The sequence below is a fragment of the Acinetobacter sp. MF4642 genome (genome assembly GCF_002018925.1).
Classification (GTDB): domain Bacteria; phylum Pseudomonadota; class Gammaproteobacteria; order Pseudomonadales; family Moraxellaceae; genus Acinetobacter; species Acinetobacter johnsonii.
This window is the reverse complement of record NZ_MVON01000004.1, coordinates 21,218-42,285: the sequence shown is the minus strand read 5'-3', so window position 1 is coordinate 42,285 and position 21,068 is coordinate 21,218. Positions and strand designations below refer to the sequence as shown.

General features: G+C 41.0%; 24 protein-coding genes, 4 tRNA genes and 1 riboswitch. Of the genes, 21 read left to right on the top strand and 7 right to left on the bottom strand.

The window, feature by feature from the left end:
- Positions 1-11: 11 nt before the first annotated feature.
- The 9 genes from ispE (at position 12) to panD (ending at position 3,791) form a co-directional block, all read left to right on the top strand.
- On the top strand, positions 12-842 hold the full coding sequence (gene ispE / locus MF4642_RS03360) for a 4-(cytidine 5'-diphospho)-2-C-methyl-D-erythritol kinase (RefSeq protein WP_078425302.1): 831 nt from the start codon (positions 12-14) through the stop codon (positions 840-842).
- 1 nt (position 843) lies between these two features.
- Positions 844-918, top strand: a tRNA-Gln gene (locus MF4642_RS03355).
- 28 nt (positions 919-946) lie between these two features.
- Positions 947-1,021 (top strand) — tRNA-Gln (locus MF4642_RS03350).
- Between the two features lie 19 nt (positions 1,022-1,040).
- A tRNA-Gln gene (locus MF4642_RS03345) sits at positions 1,041-1,115 on the top strand.
- An 89-nt stretch (positions 1,116-1,204) separates the two neighbouring features.
- A tRNA-Gln gene (locus MF4642_RS03340) sits at positions 1,205-1,279 on the top strand.
- Positions 1,280-1,315: 36 nt separating this feature from the next.
- Positions 1,316-2,269 (top strand): ribose-phosphate pyrophosphokinase, encoded by a 954-nt coding sequence (locus tag MF4642_RS03335; RefSeq protein WP_078425301.1) that lies wholly within the window; start codon positions 1,316-1,318, stop codon positions 2,267-2,269.
- 101 nt (positions 2,270-2,370) lie between these two features.
- Complete coding sequence (gene rplY, locus MF4642_RS03330; protein ID WP_004695511.1) at positions 2,371-2,667, top strand: 50S ribosomal protein L25; 297 nt, start codon at positions 2,371-2,373, stop codon at positions 2,665-2,667.
- A gap of 18 nt (positions 2,668-2,685) precedes the next feature.
- Positions 2,686-3,267 carry an aminoacyl-tRNA hydrolase gene (pth, locus tag MF4642_RS03325; protein WP_004695508.1) on the top strand — a complete coding sequence of 194 codons (582 nt, stop codon included), beginning with the start codon at positions 2,686-2,688 and terminating at the stop codon, positions 3,265-3,267.
- Between the two features lie 143 nt (positions 3,268-3,410).
- On the top strand, positions 3,411-3,791 hold the full coding sequence (gene panD, locus MF4642_RS03320) for an aspartate 1-decarboxylase (RefSeq protein WP_004695506.1): 381 nt from the start codon (positions 3,411-3,413) through the stop codon (positions 3,789-3,791).
- A gap of 64 nt (positions 3,792-3,855) precedes the next feature.
- Here the strand turns inward: panD and MF4642_RS03315 are convergent, their stop codons facing one another.
- The gene (locus tag MF4642_RS03315; protein ID WP_078425300.1) at positions 3,856-4,458 is read right to left on the bottom strand and encodes a GDYXXLXY domain-containing protein; all 603 of its coding nucleotides are present in this window, start codon (positions 4,456-4,458) and stop codon (positions 3,856-3,858) included.
- Positions 4,455-6,239: a DUF2157 domain-containing protein gene (locus MF4642_RS03310; RefSeq protein WP_078425299.1), complete on the bottom strand. Its 1,785-nt coding sequence runs from the start codon at positions 6,237-6,239 to the stop codon at positions 4,455-4,457. The genes MF4642_RS03315 and MF4642_RS03310 overlap by 4 nt, the downstream gene beginning before the upstream one ends.
- A gap of 248 nt (positions 6,240-6,487) precedes the next feature.
- A riboswitch (FMN riboswitch) is annotated at positions 6,488-6,650 on the top strand.
- A gap of 105 nt (positions 6,651-6,755) precedes the next feature.
- Here MF4642_RS03310 and ribB point away from each other — a divergent pair.
- On the top strand, positions 6,756-7,415 hold the full coding sequence (gene ribB / locus MF4642_RS03305; RefSeq protein WP_004695499.1) for a 3,4-dihydroxy-2-butanone-4-phosphate synthase: 660 nt from the start codon (positions 6,756-6,758) through the stop codon (positions 7,413-7,415).
- Positions 7,416-7,477: 62 nt separating this feature from the next.
- Here ribB and MF4642_RS03300 read toward each other — a convergent pair whose 3' ends face one another.
- Positions 7,478-8,092, bottom strand: coding sequence for a LysE family translocator (locus tag MF4642_RS03300; RefSeq protein ID WP_078425298.1), 615 nt, complete (start codon positions 8,090-8,092; stop codon positions 7,478-7,480).
- 82 nt (positions 8,093-8,174) lie between these two features.
- The gene (locus tag MF4642_RS03295; protein ID WP_078389134.1) at positions 8,175-8,660 is read right to left on the bottom strand and encodes a DUF1289 domain-containing protein; all 486 of its coding nucleotides are present in this window, start codon (positions 8,658-8,660) and stop codon (positions 8,175-8,177) included.
- A 180-nt stretch (positions 8,661-8,840) separates the two neighbouring features.
- Here MF4642_RS03295 and MF4642_RS03290 point away from each other — a divergent pair, with 180 nt between their 5' ends.
- The 4 genes from MF4642_RS03290 to MF4642_RS03275 all read left to right on the top strand — a co-directional run bounded on the left by MF4642_RS03290 (position 8,841) and on the right by MF4642_RS03275 (position 11,416).
- Positions 8,841-9,773: a rhodanese-related sulfurtransferase gene (locus tag MF4642_RS03290; protein ID WP_078425297.1), complete on the top strand. Its 933-nt coding sequence runs from the start codon at positions 8,841-8,843 to the stop codon at positions 9,771-9,773.
- A 214-nt stretch (positions 9,774-9,987) separates the two neighbouring features.
- Positions 9,988-10,287: a hypothetical protein gene (locus MF4642_RS03285; protein ID WP_078425296.1), complete on the top strand. Its 300-nt coding sequence runs from the start codon at positions 9,988-9,990 to the stop codon at positions 10,285-10,287.
- 78 nt (positions 10,288-10,365) lie between these two features.
- Positions 10,366-10,980 (top strand): DedA family protein, encoded by a 615-nt coding sequence (locus MF4642_RS03280; RefSeq protein ID WP_026056455.1) that lies wholly within the window; start codon positions 10,366-10,368, stop codon positions 10,978-10,980.
- Between the two features lie 22 nt (positions 10,981-11,002).
- Positions 11,003-11,416: an ABZJ_00895 family protein gene (locus MF4642_RS03275; RefSeq protein WP_004695488.1), complete on the top strand. Its 414-nt coding sequence runs from the start codon at positions 11,003-11,005 to the stop codon at positions 11,414-11,416.
- Between the two features lie 63 nt (positions 11,417-11,479).
- Here MF4642_RS03275 and MF4642_RS03270 read toward each other — a convergent pair whose 3' ends face one another.
- Positions 11,480-12,373 (bottom strand): LysR family transcriptional regulator, encoded by an 894-nt coding sequence (locus tag MF4642_RS03270; RefSeq protein WP_004695486.1) that lies wholly within the window; start codon positions 12,371-12,373, stop codon positions 11,480-11,482.
- Between the two features lie 103 nt (positions 12,374-12,476).
- Here MF4642_RS03270 and MF4642_RS03265 point away from each other — a divergent pair, with 103 nt between their 5' ends.
- Complete coding sequence (locus tag MF4642_RS03265) at positions 12,477-13,079, top strand: LysE family translocator (RefSeq protein ID WP_004695484.1); 603 nt, start codon at positions 12,477-12,479, stop codon at positions 13,077-13,079.
- 117 nt (positions 13,080-13,196) lie between these two features.
- Here MF4642_RS03265 and MF4642_RS03260 read toward each other — a convergent pair whose 3' ends face one another.
- Positions 13,197-13,721: a YecA family protein gene (locus MF4642_RS03260; RefSeq protein ID WP_004695482.1), complete on the bottom strand. Its 525-nt coding sequence runs from the start codon at positions 13,719-13,721 to the stop codon at positions 13,197-13,199.
- Positions 13,722-13,791: 70 nt separating this feature from the next.
- Positions 13,792-14,001: a PA3496 family putative envelope integrity protein gene (locus MF4642_RS03255; RefSeq protein ID WP_004695480.1), complete on the bottom strand. Its 210-nt coding sequence runs from the start codon at positions 13,999-14,001 to the stop codon at positions 13,792-13,794.
- A 434-nt stretch (positions 14,002-14,435) separates the two neighbouring features.
- Between MF4642_RS03255 and rpoD the strand changes: the two genes are divergently transcribed.
- The 6 genes from rpoD to MF4642_RS03225 all read left to right on the top strand — a co-directional run bounded on the left by rpoD (position 14,436) and on the right by MF4642_RS03225 (position 21,012).
- Complete coding sequence (rpoD, locus tag MF4642_RS03250) at positions 14,436-16,322, top strand: RNA polymerase sigma factor RpoD (protein WP_078425295.1); 1,887 nt, start codon at positions 14,436-14,438, stop codon at positions 16,320-16,322.
- Positions 16,323-16,444: 122 nt separating this feature from the next.
- Complete coding sequence (locus MF4642_RS03245) at positions 16,445-16,732, top strand: YbeD family protein (RefSeq protein ID WP_010327321.1); 288 nt, start codon at positions 16,445-16,447, stop codon at positions 16,730-16,732.
- 162 nt (positions 16,733-16,894) lie between these two features.
- On the top strand, positions 16,895-17,554 hold the full coding sequence (gene lipB / locus MF4642_RS03240) for a lipoyl(octanoyl) transferase LipB (RefSeq protein WP_078425294.1): 660 nt from the start codon (positions 16,895-16,897) through the stop codon (positions 17,552-17,554).
- Positions 17,555-17,686: 132 nt separating this feature from the next.
- On the top strand, positions 17,687-18,166 hold the full coding sequence (locus tag MF4642_RS03235) for a hypothetical protein (RefSeq protein WP_216076700.1): 480 nt from the start codon (positions 17,687-17,689) through the stop codon (positions 18,164-18,166).
- Between the two features lies 1 nt (position 18,167).
- Entirely contained in the window at positions 18,168-19,352 is a 1,185-nt protein-coding gene (locus MF4642_RS03230; RefSeq protein ID WP_078425293.1) for an iron-containing alcohol dehydrogenase, read from the top strand.
- A gap of 265 nt (positions 19,353-19,617) precedes the next feature.
- Entirely contained in the window at positions 19,618-21,012 is a 1,395-nt protein-coding gene (locus MF4642_RS03225; RefSeq protein WP_078425292.1) for an APC family permease, read from the top strand.
- Positions 21,013-21,068: the final 56 nt, after the last annotated feature.

Here is a 21,068-nt window from a genome sequence, read left to right as displayed (position 1 = left end):
TTTGTCTCGTTATGATCCGTGTCCCTGCCCCTTCAAAACTGAATTTGTTTTTACACATTACGGGTCGTCGTGAAAACGGCTACCATGAACTGCAAAGTATTTTCCAGTTGATCGATCTATGTGATTGGTTGGAATTTGAGCCTCGTACGGATCAAGAGATTCATATTGAAGGCTTAAATAGTGTCGATTTGAGTCAAAATTTGATTTATAGAGCAACGCAGATACTTAAGCCGTATGCACAAACAGCTACCGGTTTATCCATTCGTCTTGAAAAAATTATTCCGATGGGTGCAGGCTTAGGTGGCGGTTCATCGGATGCTGCAACGACATTAATCGTAGTCAATCAACTGTGGCAGTGCGGGCTAAATACTGAGCAATTAGCCGACTTGGGTGTTCAGTTAGGCGCAGACGTTCCCATCTTTGTCCATGGTCGCAATGCATGGGCTGAAGGCATAGGTGAGCACTTAACATTCATAGACTTAGATCAAAAACAATACATCGTGTTAAAACCTGATTGTTTTATCAGCACTCAATTGCTTTTTTCACAAAAAACATTGACAAGAAACACGAAGAGCTCTAAATTTTGCGCCTATCAGTTAAAGCCATCTGATTTTGGAAATAATTTTGAGCCTTTGGCGAGAAGTTTATATCCAGAAGTAGATGAAGCAATGCAATATCTCGACCAGTTCGGTATTGCAAAACTTACAGGTACAGGTGCTTGTGTTTTTACTGAAGTAACGAGTGATATGAACATTGATGATGTTCTTGCAAATGCACCATGTAAAGCTTACTTGGTCAACAGCTTGAATGAATCACCAATAAGACATTTCTACGTTACCTGATAGGGGTATCGCCAAGTGGTAAGGCACCGGTTTTTGATATCGGCATCCGTTGGTTCGAATCCAGCTACCCCTGCCATTTTATTTCACCTGTAGATGACTGTACTAGGGGTATCGCCAAGTGGTAAGGCACCGGTTTTTGATATCGGCATCCGTTGGTTCGAATCCAGCTACCCCTGCCATTTTACAGTAATCAAATTTAGGGGTATCGCCAAGTGGTAAGGCACCGGTTTTTGATATCGGCATCCGTTGGTTCGAATCCAGCTACCCCTGCCATTTTCCAAAAAGACAGAACAACACTTTGCTGTTCTACTGTTAATTTACCTTGACAGAATGACGCAAAAATATTAAAGTTCTGCCGCATTAGGGGTATCGCCAAGTGGTAAGGCACCGGTTTTTGATATCGGCATCCGTTGGTTCGAATCCAGCTACCCCTGCCATCTAATTCCTAAATTGCCAACCGCCAAGGGTGCTTCATGCCCAATCTTGTCGTTTTTAGTGGATCTGCACATCCACAATTCGCCCAAAAAGTCGTAAGCCACTTGCACATCCCTTTAGGTGCTGCATCTATTGGTCAATTTTCTGACGGTGAAATTGCTGTCGAAATTACTGAAAATGTTCGTGGTAAAGACGTATTTATCGTACAACCTACTTGTGCCCCAACGAATGATAACCTGATGGAAATCCTCGTTATGGCTGATGCTTTGCGTCGTGCAAGTGCTGGTCGTATTACCGCAGTGATTCCTTATTTCGGTTATGCGCGTCAAGACCGTCGTCCTCGTTCATCACGTGTTCCAATTACTGCAAAAGTTGTCGCAGATATGCTGACAACTGTAGGAATTGACCGTGTGGTAATGATCGACCTTCATGCTGACCAAATCCAAGGTTTCTTCGATATCCCTGTAGACAACATCTACGGTACACCAGCGCTTTTAGCTGACCTTCGTCAACAATCACATGATAACCTCATGGTGGTTTCTCCTGACGTTGGCGGTGTCGTTCGTGCACGTGCTGTTGCTAAACAAATGGGCGATATTGACCTTGCTATCATCGACAAACGTCGTCAAAAGGCAAACGAATCACAAGTCATGCACTTGATTGGTGATGTTAAAGGCCGTGACTGCGTCATCGTAGATGACATGGTGGATACTGCAGGTACGTTATGTAAAGCTGCTGATGCATTGAAAACATTTGGTGCGCGCAAAGTGGTTGCTTATGCAACTCACCCTGTTTTATCAGGTAAAGCTATCGAAAACTTGAAAAACTCTGTGATTGATGAATTGGTTGTTACAGACACCATTCCTCTTTCTGAAGAAGCTCAAACTCTTGGTAAGATTCGCCAAGTTTCAGTTGCGAGTATGGTTGCTGAAACAATTCGTCGTATTAACAACGAAGAATCTATTAGCGCAATGTTTGATTCTTATCTATAATATAGCGCTGAATTTTAAAAGCCCTGCCCAGTGCAGGGCTTTGTCTCACTAGGTCGGTCGCAGATCTAGTTTATTTAAAACTTAAATTAAGGATGTCTATCATGGCAAACTTCGTATTAAACGCTCAAGCGCGTGAAGCAGCTAACCAAGGGAAAGGTGCGAGCCGCCGCCTTCGTCACGCTGCTCAAGTTCCAGCTATCATCTACGGTGGTGCTGCTGAACCTGTAGCTGTTACTTTAGAACTTCGTGAGCTTGTTAAAGCTTTAGAAAACAACGCTTTCTTCGAAGAAGTTGTTGAAATCAAAGTTGGCGACAAAGTTGAAAGCGTTAAAATCAAAGCGTTACAACGTCACCCAGCTAAAAACACGCCTATGCACGCTGACTTCGTTCGCGCATAAGTGTTATTGGTGTAATTAGTGTCAAATATTTCACTGATTGTTGGTTTGGGCAACCCAGGTTCTGAGTATGCCCAAACCCGCCATAATGCAGGCTTTTGGTTTGTTGAACGCCTTGCAGAACAATATGGCATTACGCTTAAAAAAGACCCAAAATTCAATGGAATGAGTGGGCGTGGTAATATCGAAGGTCAAGACGTCCGTCTGCTATTACCCACAACCTTTATGAACCTTGTTGGTAAAAGTGTTGTTCCCTTCGCAAAATTCTACAATATTGCTCCAGAAGCAATACTGATTGCTCACGATGAACTAGATATGAACCCTGGTGTCATTCGCCTAAAAACAGGTGGTGGTCATGGTGGTCATAATGGTTTACGCGACATAGTTCCTCATATCGGTCCAAATTTCCATCGCTTACGCATTGGTATTGGTCACCCCGGTTCAAAAGAACGTGTTTCAGGACATGTCTTAAGCAAAGCACCAAGCAATGAACAAAATTTAATGGATGACGCAATCCATCACGCATTAGCTCGCACTAAAATGCTGGTAAATGGTGAGATTCAGCCTGCCATGAATCAAATCAATGCTTACAAACCAAACTGATAAGTCAAAAAAATGTTGAACCATGCTGCTTGCCATACTGTCATTTTAAAGGCAAAATGCGCTTGCCTGATTGCTTATCCAGCAAGTTCAGATTGATTCAACCATAAGATAACGATCTTAGGTCCACTCAGGAGACGCTAGCCATGCTATCTCGTTTATTAAAAGCAAAAATCCACCGTTGTGTTGTTACTCAAGCTGAACTCCATTATGAAGGTTCATGTGCAATCGATGGTCTTTTATTGGATTTAGCCGGTATCCGCGAATATGAAGAAATTCACATGTGGAACGTGACTAATGGTAAGCGTTTCAGTACCTATGCAATTCGTGGTGAAGAAGGTTCTGGCATCATTTCAGTCAATGGTGGTGCAGCACATCAAGCCGATGTAGGCGATTTAATGATTATTGCGACATTCGGTGATTTCACAGAAGCTGAAGCAAATGCACATAAACCACGTTTAGTTTATGCAAATCCAGATAACACTGTAAGTCACATGGCAAACTGCATTCCAGTACAAGTGGCTTAAGCCCAATAGATTAAAAAAATCCGCTGCGTGCGGATTTTTTTATGAGCAGAATAATGCAATTGTATCAATTCTGAGCAGCGCGAAACCCGCTCAACCAATCTCGTTTGCTCTCACAGCCTAAATCTTGTAGCTGATCACCTTTCAATGCCGTGAGTATCGCATTGCCCTGCTCATCGACTTTAAACTCAGCATATTCTGCCTGCTGATAACAATCCGCTAAACCTTCTGCAAATAAAAAACTTCTCGACGCAGGATAAAGTCCGTTATAGAGATTATTCGGGTTTTGTAAAATCAGTCGAGCTGTACGAACATTTTTCGGGAACTCAAAGTAGCTATGGATCACGCGCCTCTGTGAATCGAGTTCAACATGAGTGAGCACCGAAGACTTGTTCTTAATCACTTCATCAAAATAATGACCTGAAAAAATCTGATCTTCTTGATTGCTGTTGGCTTGGCTAGTACTTTCTGGACTCAAATGCTGAGGAGCAAAATAAAGTTGATAATTCAGCGCCATATAATCCCCCTGAATAATCGAACGCGGGTCTACAGGTTGCAAACGCACATACATGGTTTGACTATTGTTTAAGTGCCATTCATTTTTAAAAATTAAGCCTAAAAATACCGCGATGCTGAGTAATGCCAAAGCAAGAGGAATCATTTTCTTCATATGCCGAACTCCTCTTTTTGCTTAAATAGCATCAAGCTCAATGTCAGCAAGAGCAACATCAGGCCAGACAGGAACATGCTTAAACTTTTAATTAGAAAGGTCACGTCAAGGGAATAATATAAAAACCCTAAAATTACAGCGAAAGTTGCCAGCGCAAATCCATAGATTACTTTATCTTGTGTTTTTAATGCCCATGAAATGATGGCCAAACAAATAAAAATATCGAAATAACCATAAAAAATCAGTCCTACCGCAAAAGCAGTCAAAATAAAATGCGCAAATAAATGAAACTGCTTTTGAATATGCAAAAAGACAAAAAGCACAAACCATAAAATCGGTAAGCCAAAAGCCAATATCGGAATGTGCTCAATTTTCGCTAATTCGTATTTCCCAAATAAAGTATAAAAACCCATGGAAAATAGAATAATCCCAAGTGCAGAAAGCAATACACTGCGTTGATATTCGATTGGCTGTATGAATTTTATGCCCAGAATTCCCAGATAAAAAACATAATTCCAAAGTGCTAAATAAACAAAATTTTCAACAATATTGCGCCAACTGAGATGTGCATTAATATCCCAAATACACGCCACACCTGCTGCATATAAACCCAAAATTTGAACAAAGACAAAGAACCAATGTGTTCGCATGAAATAAGCGAGTACTAGCATCGCCAATTGTAAAAATAGAATAGGAAGAATTTGATTGATTAAATCAACGGTGTGAAAGATGACCGCAATTTGTCCTGCAACCCAGAGACAATAAGCAAATTGTCTTAAAAATAAACTTTGTTTAGCTTTCAACAAGTAAGCTGCCAAAGCTACAAAGACAATACCCATAAGCAAAGAGAAATTTCCCCAAAAGGTCAACATCAACGTTGCAAAGACGATACCCGCAATCCAAGCCCCCACAGCAAGGGGAATAGCATTGAACCGACTATGTGGAATAAATTTAATCAACATGTAAGTGATGAAAGCAAACCACGCAAAAATAATCAGTGCGATAAAAAATAATTCAAAAATTTCATTATGACCAAACCATTCCGTCACCGTCTTCACAATGATCAAGGTAAAGCTAATGCCTAAGCCAACTGCTGAAAGTGCGCTACATAGCTGATCTTTATTTTGATAATAGTAAGCCAGTGAAATGCCCAACAAGAGAAAAGACACTGTGAAATAAAGAATGCTTTTATCCGCATAGAGATACATCGCCATATGCCAAACCGAGAGAATGGCAAACCACAGTAAGAATAAATAACGGAGTTTCGAATAATATTTATTGCAGAGATAGAATTGAATCAGTGCAAATACATGAATACTGATTAAAAAGAGATCTGGATATTGATTCCCCCAAAAGGTTTGGATAAAAAACAGAAACAGTGCCAATTGGCTGATAATACATAAAAGGAAAAATACACCGATATTCGGACGATATAACCACGGTAAAAGCAGCACAGACCAAAGTAGAAATAATAAATAGCTGTCAGCACCCGTTTGATAAATTTGACCAATCACAGCCAGACTTAAACCAATCATCAAACCACAGATACTTTGTAAACATTGCACGAGAAAATCATGTTTTGTCAGCCACAGGCTAAAAACTGCGCTGAGTAATAATAACAACTGAGGAATAGCCAGCTGAATATTCTGTGGCAACATAAACCAATTGGCAGCAACCAAATACAACATACTGACCGCGATGAGTGTAAAACCAAAAACTTGAAGATGCTTTATGAAGGATTCAGCATTCCAAGGATAATCATATTGTTGAATTTTGATCAATCCTAATTCCTCACTCTTATTTTTATCTACATTATTTAAAGATATTCAGCCTATAAAAGCACTGCTAATTCAAATTATGCACTTTTTCTTAGGTATTCATTTTGAAACTTTATACCCATACTAAGTTAAATCATGCAAAGAGATTGTTGATCTTTAGCAAAGCTATAGCAAAATTTGTTCTATGTATAAAACTGATCATTCTAAAACTCCCCCTGTTTTTCTAAATATTTAGCACTATAATGGAGTTACATCGCTTCAGGGCGGGGTGTAATTCCCCACCGGTGGTAAGTTCAGTTGAATTATTAAAACTGAATCAGCCCACGAGCCAGCCAAGTAGAAATCATCTATTTAGCTCGCAGATTTGGTTCAATTCCAAAGCCGACGGTATAGTCCGGATGAAAGAAGACGACGTGACCAATAGAATCTCAGGTGCAAACCTGTGAGGATTTATTGCTACGCCAATTTTTCAAAGTCCTGAAATGTTCAACCGTACTTCAATTTTACGCGAGCGTTTCAATGTCTAGTTTGATTCAACCCGAAATTTTCTTTTCAGCCCTTTCTCCAGCTGAGCAACGTATCCAGCAAGCTTTAGAAGATATCCGCCAAGGCAAACCGGTTTTGGTGATGGATGACTTTGACCGTGAAAACGAAGCCGACCTCATTGTGGCTGCTGAAACTCTCACCGTCGAAACGATGGCACGCATGATTCGTGATGGTTCTGGCATTGTCTGTTTATGTCTGACCGATGAACTGGCCGATCACTTAGACCTTGTGCCTATGGTGTCAGATAACTCAAGTCAGTTTAAAACAGCATTCACTGTGACCATTGAAGCCGCAACTGGCGTGACTACTGGTGTGTCTGCACAAGATCGTACCACCACAGTCAAAGCAGCAATTAAAGATGGGGCTGTTGCCAGCGACTTAAACCGCCCTGGTCATGTATTCCCGCTTCGTGCACGCCAAGGCGGTGTGCTCACCCGTCGCGGTCATACCGAAGGGACGATTGATTTAGCACGTTTAGCAGGCTTAAAACCAGCAGGTGTCTTGTGTGAACTGACCAATGCCGATGGAACTATGGCCTCTGGCATTCAAGTGTTGGCATATGCGCAAACACATCAATTGACTGTGATCACCATTGAAGAATTGGTGCAATATCGCATTAAACACGGAGTTTAATTTTTAGGCTCCTAATCAAAAAGCCTCCATGTTGGAGGCTTTTTGATGCAATACCATCAGCATCAAACAAAGACAGTATAAATACCATAGAGCGCAATACTGACCAATATCGCACCACAAACGCCTAACAACTTATTGTACAAAGCGGACTGCGATAATTTATTAAAACCCAAATAAACCAAAGACAATGTGCTGAAGTCTAGAATAATCCAGAGAATGGTCAACAGTACAAGGCTGATATCGACATCACTGGTGACCCCAATGAACTGTGGGAAAAATGAGGCAAAGAAAATAATATCCTTCGGATTTGAAATCCCCACCAAGAAACCTTGCTTAAAGCCCCCCTGCACCGCCTTTAGTTGCACAGGTGATGTTTCTGTTTCTTGTGCAATGGCTTCTTTTAAAATTTGAAAACCGAGATAGGCAATATATACGCAGCCTAAAATCTTAATCGCATTTAACCAATGCTCTGCAATGTTTAAAAAGCCTTTTAAGATGAGTACAGACAATATAATAAGAACCAAAGAGGCTAAATTCGTCCCAAAAATGGTTTTTAAGGCTTGTTTATACCCACCTTTTAGACCTGCACTGGCAACCAACAACATCACTGGGCCAGGTGTTGCAATCATGACCACCACAGCCGTACAGTACAACACCAGCTCAAATACATTCACCATCGAAAAAACCCTTTCCCCCAGTCACTCTCGCAAATAGCTTAGGTATGCGGAGTATTCTTTTTCTATATCAAACCAAGAGGACTTATTCGTCCTCTTCCATATGGATGAGATGTTGTCGAATTGCGTCAGCACGCAAAAATGCCAAATCATAACTGGCTGTAGCAAGTGCAAGAACACGGCGTTCAAACTCTTGCCAAATCGGTTTCACTTGCTGCGCTTGAATGCCTAAACCACTTTCTTCGGTAAAGTTCTTATTTTTTTCACATACTTTTAACGCATGATAAAGCTTCCGCCCTTTTGATGCATCGGGACGTAAACGAACGCGTTTAGATAAAACAAAAGCTTCTACCTGCTGCACATCAGCAAAAGGTAACATTGGCACTAAAATTTGATCTAGTTGTGCATCTAAGCGTTGCCAAACTGAACGATGCTGCTCCGAAGTATAGGTGTTCCACTGAATCACTTCATGATTAAAACGACGACAACCACGACACACAGAATCACCAAATACCGTTGAACAACGCCCTGCACATGGGGTCAAAGAGGCAATTCGACGATCTGTACTCAAAACATACTCCTGTTAATAAACGCACCAAAACAAAACGGATTTTGTCTTGGGCAACTGAATATACACGCTCACCTACCACTTGAGAAGCCATTTAAAATGTTTACTTATCTCGCATCTTGATTCAATTCCATGTAAAATGTGCGCCTTAAAATTATCTATCAAAATACATTGGAGTACTCCATGAACGCTACTGTAGAACAGCTTGCACCTGTAGAACAGCAAGCGACGACTGGTTGGGTTGTTGCCGCACTTTATCAATTCAAAGAAGTTCAAGATCCTGCTGATCTTCAACAACGTCTTTTAGACTTGGTAAAAACCATCAACCTATGTGGTACTCTGATTGTAGCGGGCGAAGGCATTAATGGTACGGTTGCAGGCGACCGTGCCGCGATCGATATGATTCATCAATTCCTTCTGAATGAAGGTTTTAACGAAATGGAATACAAAGAGTCTGACAGTGCAGACAAACCATTTCGTAAAATGAAGATTAAACTTAAAAAAGAGATCGTGACTTTAGGCGTTGAAGTAAAGCCACGTGATTTAGTCGGTCACTACCTTGACCCGAAAGAATGGAATGACCTGATTGCTCGTGATGACGTCATTTTGATCGATACTCGTAATGACTATGAATACAAAGCTGGAACATTTAAGGGTGCTATTGATCCGAAAACAGAAAGCTTCCGCGAATTTCCAGAATACGTTAAACAAAACCTTGAACAGCACAAAGATAAAAAAATTGCGATGTTCTGTACAGGTGGTATCCGCTGTGAAAAATCGACCTCCCTTCTTCTTCAAGAAGGTTTCAATGAGGTTTATCACTTAAAAGGCGGCATCTTAAAGTACTTGGAAGAAACCCCTGCTGAACAAAGTATGTGGGAAGGTGAATGTTTCGTTTTTGATGGCCGTACTGCAGTCACTCATGGTGTTGAAGAAGGCCTTAACATTAAATGTCATGCTTGTGGTTGGCCACTTCTTCCTGCTGAAGCAGAAGAACCTAGCTATGAACATGGTGTGTCATGCAAATACTGTATCGACAAAACCACAGAAAAACAAAAAGAAGGCTTCCGTATGCGCCAGTCGCAGATTGCTGCGGCTAAACGTAAACGCCTTTAAAATCATTCAGATGATTTAAGTCAAGAATAAGCCCTCATTTGAGGGCTTATTTTTTTATCCAGTTCGCGTTTTTTAAAAATATTTAACAATTTTGTCACAATATTTAACTCAATCTGAGTCATACTGTATAAATAATAAGCTAAAGTGGTGCCCTGTAGGTCTCCACATAACAATAAAAATGACATGCCTAAACGACGAAAATAGGATGATTACCATGCATAAAATAATCATGCCACGCCATCGCACATTGATTCGCAATGCCGCAGCAAACCGTATCGAGCAATATCACAATACCAGCTTCAACCAAATCAAAAGCAAGCTTGAACAACGCACGCATTTGTTTATCGTGGTTTTGGGCATGTTGATTGGTTCAAGTATTGCCCTCGGCATTGGTTACCATTTAAGTTCAAATCTCTTAAATTATACGCTGCTTAGTTTAATCCCGATTGCGTTGGCCTATAGCTTACGTAAAGTCTATATTCACACCCTGACCCATACCCGTTTCGATGAATAGAAAACAATACATTTCAATTCTTTACCCACATGCGATAAGTCCTTAAGATAACTTATCGCATTTATTTTTATGGTCTATATGAACCTCACTGCATGGATCATCTCCGTCATGGAACAATTGGGTTATTGGGGAATAGCCTTACTCATGTTTCTTGATAATGTTTTTCCGCCCATTCCTTCTGAAATTATCATGCCTTCTGCAGGTTATGCCGCATCACAAGGTGAGTTGGTTTTAATTGGGGTCATTATTGCAGGATGTATTGGTTCACTCTTTGCCGCAGCAGTGCTGTATTGGATCGGCTATCAATTTAAACAAGAGTACATTTTCAGATGGGTCGACCGCTATGGTAAATATCTATTTATCAAATCCGCTGATGTGAAAAAATCCTTAGATTGGTTTGAGCAGTATGGTCACCGTATTGTATTTTTTGGTCGCATGATTCCTGCAGTGCGTTCACTGATTAGTATCCCTGCGGGGATGAGCCGTATGCCCTTTTGGAAGTTCATGTTTTATAGTGGACTCGGTACAATTATTTGGACAACATTTTTAGCAACAGTCGGTTATTACTTTGGTGAAAACCAAGCACTGATGCATCAAATTTTTAGCAAAGTCGGTTATGTCATTATTGCCATTGTCGCTGTGATTATCCTTTGGTTTTTATACCGCAGGCATTTGCGTAAAACACGCAGCTAATTTATTTATTTTGGGGAAATACATGAAACACTATTTACTGCATTTTGCGGCGGTATATAGCATTGCTTTGGTGCTGTTAATCACCGTACTGGTCTTTGGTCTAAACCTTGGCGGTTTAACCTTAATTCCGACCTTAGTAGCTTGTGCACTGATTAGTGTCGGACACTTTGTGAAAAAAGAACACCGAGTTCCAAACAATCATGAAAAAATTCAACTGGTTTGGGGTTCAAGTGCTGTCGCAATTATCATCGGTAGTTTCTTTGTGCTGTTTTTAGTACTAATGAATCCTAATGCTGAAGCCATTATGAAATCAGTCGATAATGCTGGTATTGGACTCACCGCTGTCGTTATGCTATGTATGGTCGCGATTCATGGCGCTATTTTTCATATTGCCTATGGTTGGTACGCAGACTATTGTTTTAAAAAGTTGCCATAAAAAAGCACCTCGTTTGAGGTGTTTTTTTATGCTCGATAGATAGCGATCAAATACCGCACGTCATTAGTGCTTTTGATCGGGAAGTGCCATTAACTTTGTTTGGCTAGCCCTCATTTCTTCAATCAACCAATCTTTAAAAATGACCTTATGCGGATCATCCTCAAAAGGAGATGCGGAAAGTAAATAATAAGCAGAGCCGTCTTGCACAATAGGGCTAAGCATATCTAACATTTGAAAATCGAGCTCTTTTTCAACCATATAAGCTGAAACTACTGTTGCACCCAACCCTGCTAAAGAGGCCTCTATGCACAAATAGAAATGTTCCAACGCTACTTTTTGAAAGTGCTTAAACTGCGCTTTATATGCATCCTTAAATTGTGTCCAAATTTTAGGTCGCGAACTGGAAATAAACAGTTGAGACATCGGGGCTAAATGCTTATGACGCGATACACAAACCATATGCTCATCCGCCATTTTTTCACTATAAATGGCCTTGCCCCAGTCAAAATCATTACGCCTTAAGGCTAAGTCGATGTTTTGCGCTTTAAAATCCGCTTCTCCACCACCTGTTAACAAACTGATATCAATCTCAGGGTAACGCAGCTTAAATTGAACCAAGCGCGGAATCAGCCATTTCATGGCGATGGTCGGCTCACAGGATAAGATTAAGGTCTTCTTCTCATTCTTCTTTTCTTTTGCCATCTGTACGAGACATTGGTCAATCTGAGGAAAGACCTGCTCACAACAATCAAACAGTGTTAGACCATCCCCCGTCAGCTGTAACTTTTTGCCGTCGCGAATAAATAAACGACGTCCCAGTGCCTCTTCCAAATTTTTTAACTGCTTACTGACCGCCCCTTGAGTGACAAAGAGTTTTTCAGCAGCGACGGTTACACTGTCATAGCGAGCGACATAATAAAAAAACTTAAGAGAATTCAGTGATAAGCGCTCAATCATTCCAAAAACTCATCAAAAGGAAAGAATTAAAATCGATTTTCACTATAGCAAATATATGAAAAATATATAAATCCTTTAATTCAACCCGAACAAGGATCAATGAGTGAATGAAATTATAGCAATTGCCATCATCACCCTACTTGCAGTCATCAGTCCCGGTGCTGACTTCGCTTTGGTCAGCCGAAATAGTTATCTATATGGGCGTAAACAAGGGATCTATACCGCATATGGTATTGCTTGTGCTGTATGGATCCACATTAGCTATAGCGTACTGGGGCTCAGCTTCTTAAAGCACTACATTCCAAACCTATTGCATATCATTCAATATATTGGCGCACTGTATCTGATGTATATCGGGTACAAAACATTTACCCATCAGCAAATTAGTGACCATGCCACTCATACTTTACTGGATCCACATCAAGCATTTATACAAGGTTTTCTTGGCAACAGTTTGAATCCCAAAACTACACTATTTGTGATGAGCATCTTTGCACAGTTACTGCGAGGCAATCATGGTCTAATGCATTTAATTGGTTATGGCGTGTTTATCTCGGTCAGTCATCTGCTGTGGTTTTTGCTCATTTCACTATTCTGCTCTACCCCAGTGATCCGAAATAAAATTTTACGCAAACAAGTGAGTATTAACCGTGTCATCGGTACCGTACTCGCAACTTTAGGACTTTGCTTATTTCTCACAAATTAAGCATGAGTGGTACCTGCGTTTAAACACTAAAATTTGGGCATAAAAAAACGTCCTCTAGGGACGTTTTTTTATTTGCTTACTAATGCCTGCGTCGCTGATGTCACGACACAAGAACAATTATGCTGGCGTATGATACATGAGATAAAGTTCGTTTAAGTTCTCTGGAATTTCTTCTGCAAGCTCATCCATTAACTGACCGTTACGGCGGAAAGTTTCCATTTGCGGATCTTCTTCGTCAATCCCACTAAATACCATAATTGGTAAAGTAAGATCGACCAGTTGCTCTTCAAACTCAGGCGTGAACCATGCATCTTCATTGAGGAACATTGCATCGACAAAACCAACGCTCCAATCCCCTAGACTTGACTCAACATCTGCCTCTTCAATTTCAAAAGGAAATTCAATCCCTTCTTCATTGGCAAGGTTTTGACGAATAGACTCAAGCCAAGCTTTCACTTGCGCGATGATCTCGGCAGGCACTTTCTTTTGATTATTATCAAAAAGTTCATCCAACCATTTTGCAAAAGTAGGACCAACTGCAATTGCACACAAGAAACCATGAGTCGCTGCAAAATCTAGACCATACTCATTTTGGTCACCATCTAGATATTCACTCAATAAGTCTAAATCTAAAGCACTCATTTCAAATCCAAATTCAGAAACTGATTAGGGCATTAGCATAGCATTTTCAGACACGATGCTACATCTGATTTTAGTCTTCTTCGTCGTCAAAACCGTCGTCATCGTCGATGTCGTAATCAAAATCTTTAAGCTCACGTTCCAAACGGCGCTGTGCAAGAAGGTCATCAATCAGGCGACGTTTTTCTAATGATTCTTTCGCACTAATTTTACTTGATGACTCATCAAAATTAACATCATCATCAGCGTAGTTATCATCTAGTTCAAAATCTGTAGAAGACACTAAAACTACCTCATAGTGAAAAAATGTGAAGGGTCTTAGCCGCTATTTATATGGGTTCCAGAACCTTGTCAAGTTTTATTTGAATTTAGAGCAATTAATTTGATTTTTAGTCTTTATTTCTAACCAATTTTTATGGCATGATATAATCCACCCTGCGTCTTTGTAGTTTACGACTTTAAAATGGTCACATAAAATCCAAATTGTTCAGATTTCAAATTTGGGTTTTGAACTTGAGCACGCTCGGGATGAACTTGAAAACAACAAATTCACCCCCATCTAAATCACTGAATTTATATTTTTAATATTTTATCAGGCAGCTTTTGGCTGACTATCCCTGATGGAATACGCAGTTATTTACAAATAAGTTTATGAAGCGAATTGTGCCCAGATGCACAATTTTCCACTGCCACAGATTCAACGAAGAGTAAGCAAAGATGAGCGATATGACTTCCCCTACTTCACAAGTAGCGGCTCTGATTAGCCGAGGCAAAGAGCAAGGTTACCTAACTTACGCTGAGGTTAACGATCATCTCCCAGACTCGATCACTGAAAGCGAACAGATTGAAGACATTATTCAAATGCTTCAAGACGTCGGTATTCCTGTGCACGAACGTGCGCCTGAATCTGATGATGCAATGTTTGAGGGTGGTAATGAAGCTGCCGATGAAGTTGCTGAAGAAGAAGCCGCTGCTGTTCTTGCCTCTGTAGAAAATGAGCCTGGTCGTACCACTGACCCTGTCCGCATGTATATGCGTGAAATGGGTACTGTTGAACTGTTGACGCGCGAAGGCGAAATCAGTATTGCAAAACGTATTGAAGAAGGGATTCGTGACGTTCTTCACTCGATTGCTTACTGGCCAAATGCGGTTGAAGTGGTATTACAAGAATACAAAGATTATGAAGCAGGCGAACGTCGCCTTGCGGATATCCTTTCAGGTTATTTAGACCCTGAAACCGATGAAGCGATTCCAGAAGTCCTTGAAGAAGAGGCTGAAATTGATGAAGAAGATGATTCTTCAACCAAGTCTACCAAAGATGTGAAATTGGATGATGACGAGGAAGAAGAAGAGTCTGAAAGTGATGATGATTCTGAAGGTGAATCTGGCCCAGATCCTGAAATTGCCAAAGCGCGCTTTGACGAACTGACTGCGGCTTGGAAAAACACCCGAACCATCATCGAGAAACATGGTCGGTCAAGCAAAGAAGCAGAAGACGCTTTAGAATCACTTGCAACTGTATTTATGATGTTCAAATTTACACCACGTTTATTTGACATTATTTCAGAAATGATTCGTGGTACACATGAACAAATCCGTACCTCTGAACGTGAAGTAATGCGCTATGCAGTACGTCGTGGTCGTATGGATCGTACTCAATTCCGTACCTCTTTCCCAGGCCAAGAGTCCAACTTTGCTTGGTTAGATGAACAAATTGCGAAAGCTTCGCCAGACCAAAAAGGCTATCTTGAAAAAGTACGCCCTGACATTTTAGCGTTCCAACAAAAAATTGCAGACATTGAAAAAGATTTGGGCCTTGATGTTAAAGGCATCAAAGAGATCTCAAAACGTATGGCTGTAGGCGAAGCGAAAGCACGCCGCGCGAAAAAAGAAATGGTTGAAGCAAACTTACGTTTGGTAATTTCGATTGCGAAAAAATACACCAACCGTGGCTTACAATTCTTGGACTTGATCCAAGAAGGTAACATTGGTTTGATGAAAGCGGTAGATAAGTTTGAATACCGTCGTGGTTATAAGTTCTCGACTTATGCAACGTGGTGGATTCGTCAGGCCATTACTCGTTCGATTGCCGACCAAGCACGTACCATTCGTATTCCAGTACACATGATCGAAACCATTAACAAGATCAACCGTGTATCACGCCAACTTCTGCAAGAAATGGGACGTGAACCAACACCTGAAGAACTCGGTGAACGTTTGGAAATGGACGAAGTCAAAGTGCGTAAAGTGCTGAAAATCGCCAAAGAACCAATTTCGATGGAAACACCGATTGGCGATGATGAAGATTCGCATTTGGGTGACTTCATTGAAGACAGCAACATCACTTCACCTGTCGATGCTGCAACGTCTGAAGGCTTAAAAGAAGCAACTCGTGAAGTGCTTGAAAACTTGACTGAACGTGAAGCGAAAGTCTTGAAAATGCGTTTTGGTATCGACATGCCAACGGACCATACTTTGGAAGAAGTAGGTAAACAGTTTGACGTGACGCGCGAACGTATTCGTCAGATTGAAGCGAAAGCACTACGTAAATTACGTCACCCTTCTCGTTCTGAACACTTACGTTCATTCCTAGAAAACGACTAATTGATACCGATACATTGGAGACTTGAAATTTAATCTCGAGTCTCCATTAAGTATTTAAGAGCAACACCTAACGCCTGCAGTTTCGCAGGCGTTTGAAATAAGGGGGACTGACGCTCATGACTATGTTAGACCGTACACCATCACGTGAATTACAAGAACATCTTTGGGTATTCCCTATGGACTACCCGATCAAACTCATTGGCTTTGCCAGCACTGAGTTACATGTTGCAGTGGTTGAAATTTTAGTCAAACATTTCCCTGAGTTTGATGGTGAATCAATCCAAGTCCAGCCATCACGCACAGGTAAATACCATTCTTTAACTGCTCAATTGCGTTTTGAAGAATTAGAACAAGTTCATCAACTGTATGCAGACCTTGCGGCTTGTCCGTTAATTAAAACGGCGCTGTAATTCAAATGATGTATCAATGAGACACGCTTACGAGCGTGTTTTTTTGTGCCTAAATTTTTGATCTATTGAATTCGGCTTATTCACTGAAGAAATCCTCCTACGCTCTAGATCTTTTCTTTATAATTTCAGACATACTTCTTGTTTTATAAGGACGCAAGTGCAGTGTCAGATGCCGTTCTCAAACCACAACTGATTATTCGCCAGTTTGATAATTTAACTTCATATGCTGACCGCTTTGTAGAAATGAAAGCACTGACTGAACAACGAGATGCAGACACACCAGATGAACTTTGGATTTTGCAACATCATGACGTGCTCACCCAAGGTCAAGCTGGAAAACCTGAACACATCCTCATGAGAAGCAACATTCCCGTGGTACAAACAGATCGCGGAGGGCAAGTCACTTGGCATGGTCCTGGTCAGTTGGTTGCCTATTTTATGTTTGACCTCAACCGACTTGGTTGGAACGTCCGCACCTTGGTGTCTTATGCTGAAAACCTAATGATTGAGTTACTCAAAAAATATGAGATTGAAGCCTATGCCAAACCTGATGCACCCGGCGTGTATGTCGATGGACGCAAGATTGGCTCATTGGGTTTTAAAATTCGTAAAGGCCGCAGTTATCATGGTTTATCCTTAAATATTGACTGTGACTTATTTGGGTTTCACACCATTAATCCATGCGGCTATGCGGGCTTAGAAATGGTGCGTATCTCAGACCTCAAATCAGACTACCCGCGTTTTGAAAACTTATGTGCTGACATTATTGAAACTTTACAGCACAGCGGTTACTTTAAAGAAGTTCAAGTACAGCATATATAAAGGCTTTGCTTTTCATGGAAAAATAAATTAGAGTATTTACTCTAAACTAATAATTATTTTTAGAAAGGACAACAGCGAGTGATTAACGTAAATTCAGTGAAACCCGCTCTGCAATTGACCTATGTCAAACTTATGATGGATGTGATTGGCCGAGGATTGGTCATGGCCAGCCAAGTCGATAGTGAAATTCAGCAAGAAGTTGCCAAATTTCCCGCCAATTTCACCTTATCGATGAATGTCTTTCCAAACGGCCCGGCTTTTTTAGCCAAAGTGACCGAAAACCATCAACTCGAACTACTTACTCCAGGAAGTTTAAAGGCAGATTTAACCATCACCTTTAAACATTTAAGTCATGCCTTTTTAGTATTTTCATTTCAAGAAAGTACAGCACAAGCTTTTGCACACGACCGTATGATTGCAGATGGAGATATCTCCTATGCAATTCGTCTCGTCCGCTGTCTAAATAAAATGGAATCATTGATTTTACCAAAAATGGTCGCTGAACTTGCAGTCAAAGAATACCCAACTGAATTGGGCTTAAAAGAAAAACTCACAGGCGCTGCAAATATTTATCTCAAAGTAGCCCAATCATATTTAAAACGGAGTGCATAACATGGCGAAGCCTTATTACGAATTTTTCTGTCCTGTAAAAGTGATCGCTGGTCATGCTGCTTTAGAACACATTCCGTTTGAACTGGCAACATTAGGGGCAACCCGACCTTTAATCATTACCGACAAAGGTGTACGTGCCAATAACTTGCTAGCCTCCATTGAAGCGGCTTTTGAGTCTACCGATGCGGTTATTGGTGCAATTTTTGATGATGTTCCACCCGATTCAAGCTTAGAGACAGTACGTAAAGCGGCCAATTTATATCGTGAACATCAGTGCGATGCGATTATTGCTGTCGGTGGCGGATCGGTGATTGATACCTCGAAAGCCACTAATATTTTGGTATCTGAAGGTGGTGATGACTTACTCAAATACTCTGGGGCACACAACCTACCTAAACCACTCAAACCCTTTTTTGTGATCCCAACCACATCAGGTACAGGGTCTGAAGTCACCATGGTTGCGGTGGTGTCTGATCCAGAGAAAAATGTCAAACTGCCTTTCGCATCGTACTATTTAATGCCGCATGCTGCGATTCTCGATCCACGTATGACCCAAACCCTGCCACCGCACTTAACTGCGATGACCGCAATGGATGCCATGACCCATGCTGTCGAGGCCTATACATGTATGGCACACAATCCGATTTCAGATGCCTATGCTACGGCTGCAATTAAAAAAGTCAGCAATCATTTGTTTAATGTGCTGGATAATCCAAGCGATGCCAACGGCCGCTTAGAATTGGCTCAAGCTTCGACCATGGCTGGCATTGCATTTTCAAACTCGATGGTGGGCCTTGTACACTCACTTGGACATGCCTTAGGTGCAGTTGCACACTTGCCGCATGGACTATGCATGAACCTGTTCCTCCCTTATGTGCTTGAATTTAACAAGGAAGTGAATGGTGACAAGATTGCAGAGCTCCTGTTACCACTTGCAGGGCCAGACATTTATGCGCAGACTCCTGCCCACTTACGTGTAGACAAAGCCATCAGCACATTACTCACCATGCGTGATCGCTTATTTACCCTAACCAAGTTACCCCGTACCTTGAGTGAAACAGGAAAAGTAACCTTAGAACAACTCGATGAGGTCGCAGAAAAGGCCCTCAACGATGGTTCAATCATTTACAATCCGAAAGAAGCCAGCTTAAAAGATTTAAAAGCAATTTTAGAAAAAGCTTGGTAATTCATAAAAAATCAGCCAATATAACGACAATCTTAGCCTGATGCTTTTTTAAACATCGGGCTTTTATTTGCCATAAGGAATAATGCTTTCCTTATACCTATTGGCATAAAAACTGCTAAAAAATCTGAAAAAGTTACTGACAAAAGCGGCCAAATTAATGTAGATTGGCGCACTTTTGAAATTAAACACAGGGGGGATCGTTCGTCTCAAACGATCCTTATTAAACATGACTGATCCTTGATCAACGATTAAGAGGATAACGCCGTTGACTAATATTTCTGGGACTCAATCGGCAGCTAAACTGCAAAAAACGCTAGGTCTCTGGCACATCATTATTATTGGTTTAGCTTATATTCAACCAATGACATTATTTGATACTTTCGGTTTAGTATCAGAAGAAAGTCATTATCATGTGCCAACGTCATATATCATTGCTTTAATTGCAATTTTATTCACGTCGATCAGTTATGGTCACATGATTCGTCGCTACCCTTCCTCGGGTTCCGCCTATACCTATGCACAAAAATCCATCCATCCGAATGTCGGATTTATGGTCGGTTGGTCATCATGGTTAGACTATTTATTGTCTCCAATGGTCAACATCATTCTTGCCGTGATTTACCTTGAAGCCTTATTCCCTAATGTAAACCATTGGGTCTGGGTGGTAGGTTTAACTGCATTTATGACCGCGGTCAACTTACGTGGTGCACGCTTCGTTGCAAACTTTAATGGTTTGATCGTTTTTGTCCAGTTAGGTGTGATTGCTTACTTCACGTGGATGGTTTACAGCTTACTTGCTGGTGGCGTCAACGCAGATGGTACTTTGGTCAATGCTAAATATCAGTTATGGAGTTTAGAGCCATTCTGGAATGAGCTTACTTCACTGGGTGCCCTGATTACAGGTGCGACTTTGCTGTGCTTCTCATTCACAGGTTTTGACTCGCTCAGCTCGCTGGCAGAAGAAACAAAAGATACCGAGAAAACACTACCTAAAGCGATTTTCTTAACGGCACTCTTGGCCGGTGTGATCTTTATTATCAGCACCTACTTCATGCAAATTTACTTCCCGAACGATCCAAAGACTTACTTTGAAGATGTTGCTGCAACACAGCCTGACATTTTACAAGCCGTCGGTGGCGTTGCGTTTAAAACGGTGGTGTTGTATTTCGCAATTGTGACTGTTATGGCATCAGGTATTTCGGCACATGCAGGCGTTTCACGCTTAATGTATGTGATGGGCCGCGATGGCGTGATTAACAAGAAGATTTTTGGTCATATTAGCCCGAAAAGCTTCACACCGTCTTATAACATTCTCATTGTAGGTGCTGTAGCATTAACCGCTGGCTTCATGGACTTAGACATCGTTATTTCGATGATCAGCTTCGGTGCATTAACTGCATTTACCTTTGTAAACTTATCGGTGATTTCAAGATATGCACTGCGTGATGGCCGCACAAAGAATATTAAAGATATCTTTAGCTTTGTGATAATTCCAATGTGTGGATTCCTCAGTATCTTTGCCATGTGGCTAGAGATTGAAGAAACCGCGTTGAAATTCGGTTTATGGTGGGCAATGTTTGGTATTTTATACTTAGGTTATAAAACCAAAGGCTTTAAGCAACCTGCACCACAACATAATGAATTTGACGATCCGCTCTAATCTTTCATTCAAAAAGAAAAAGACGCCAAGTGCGTCTTTTTCTTTTTTAAACTAGA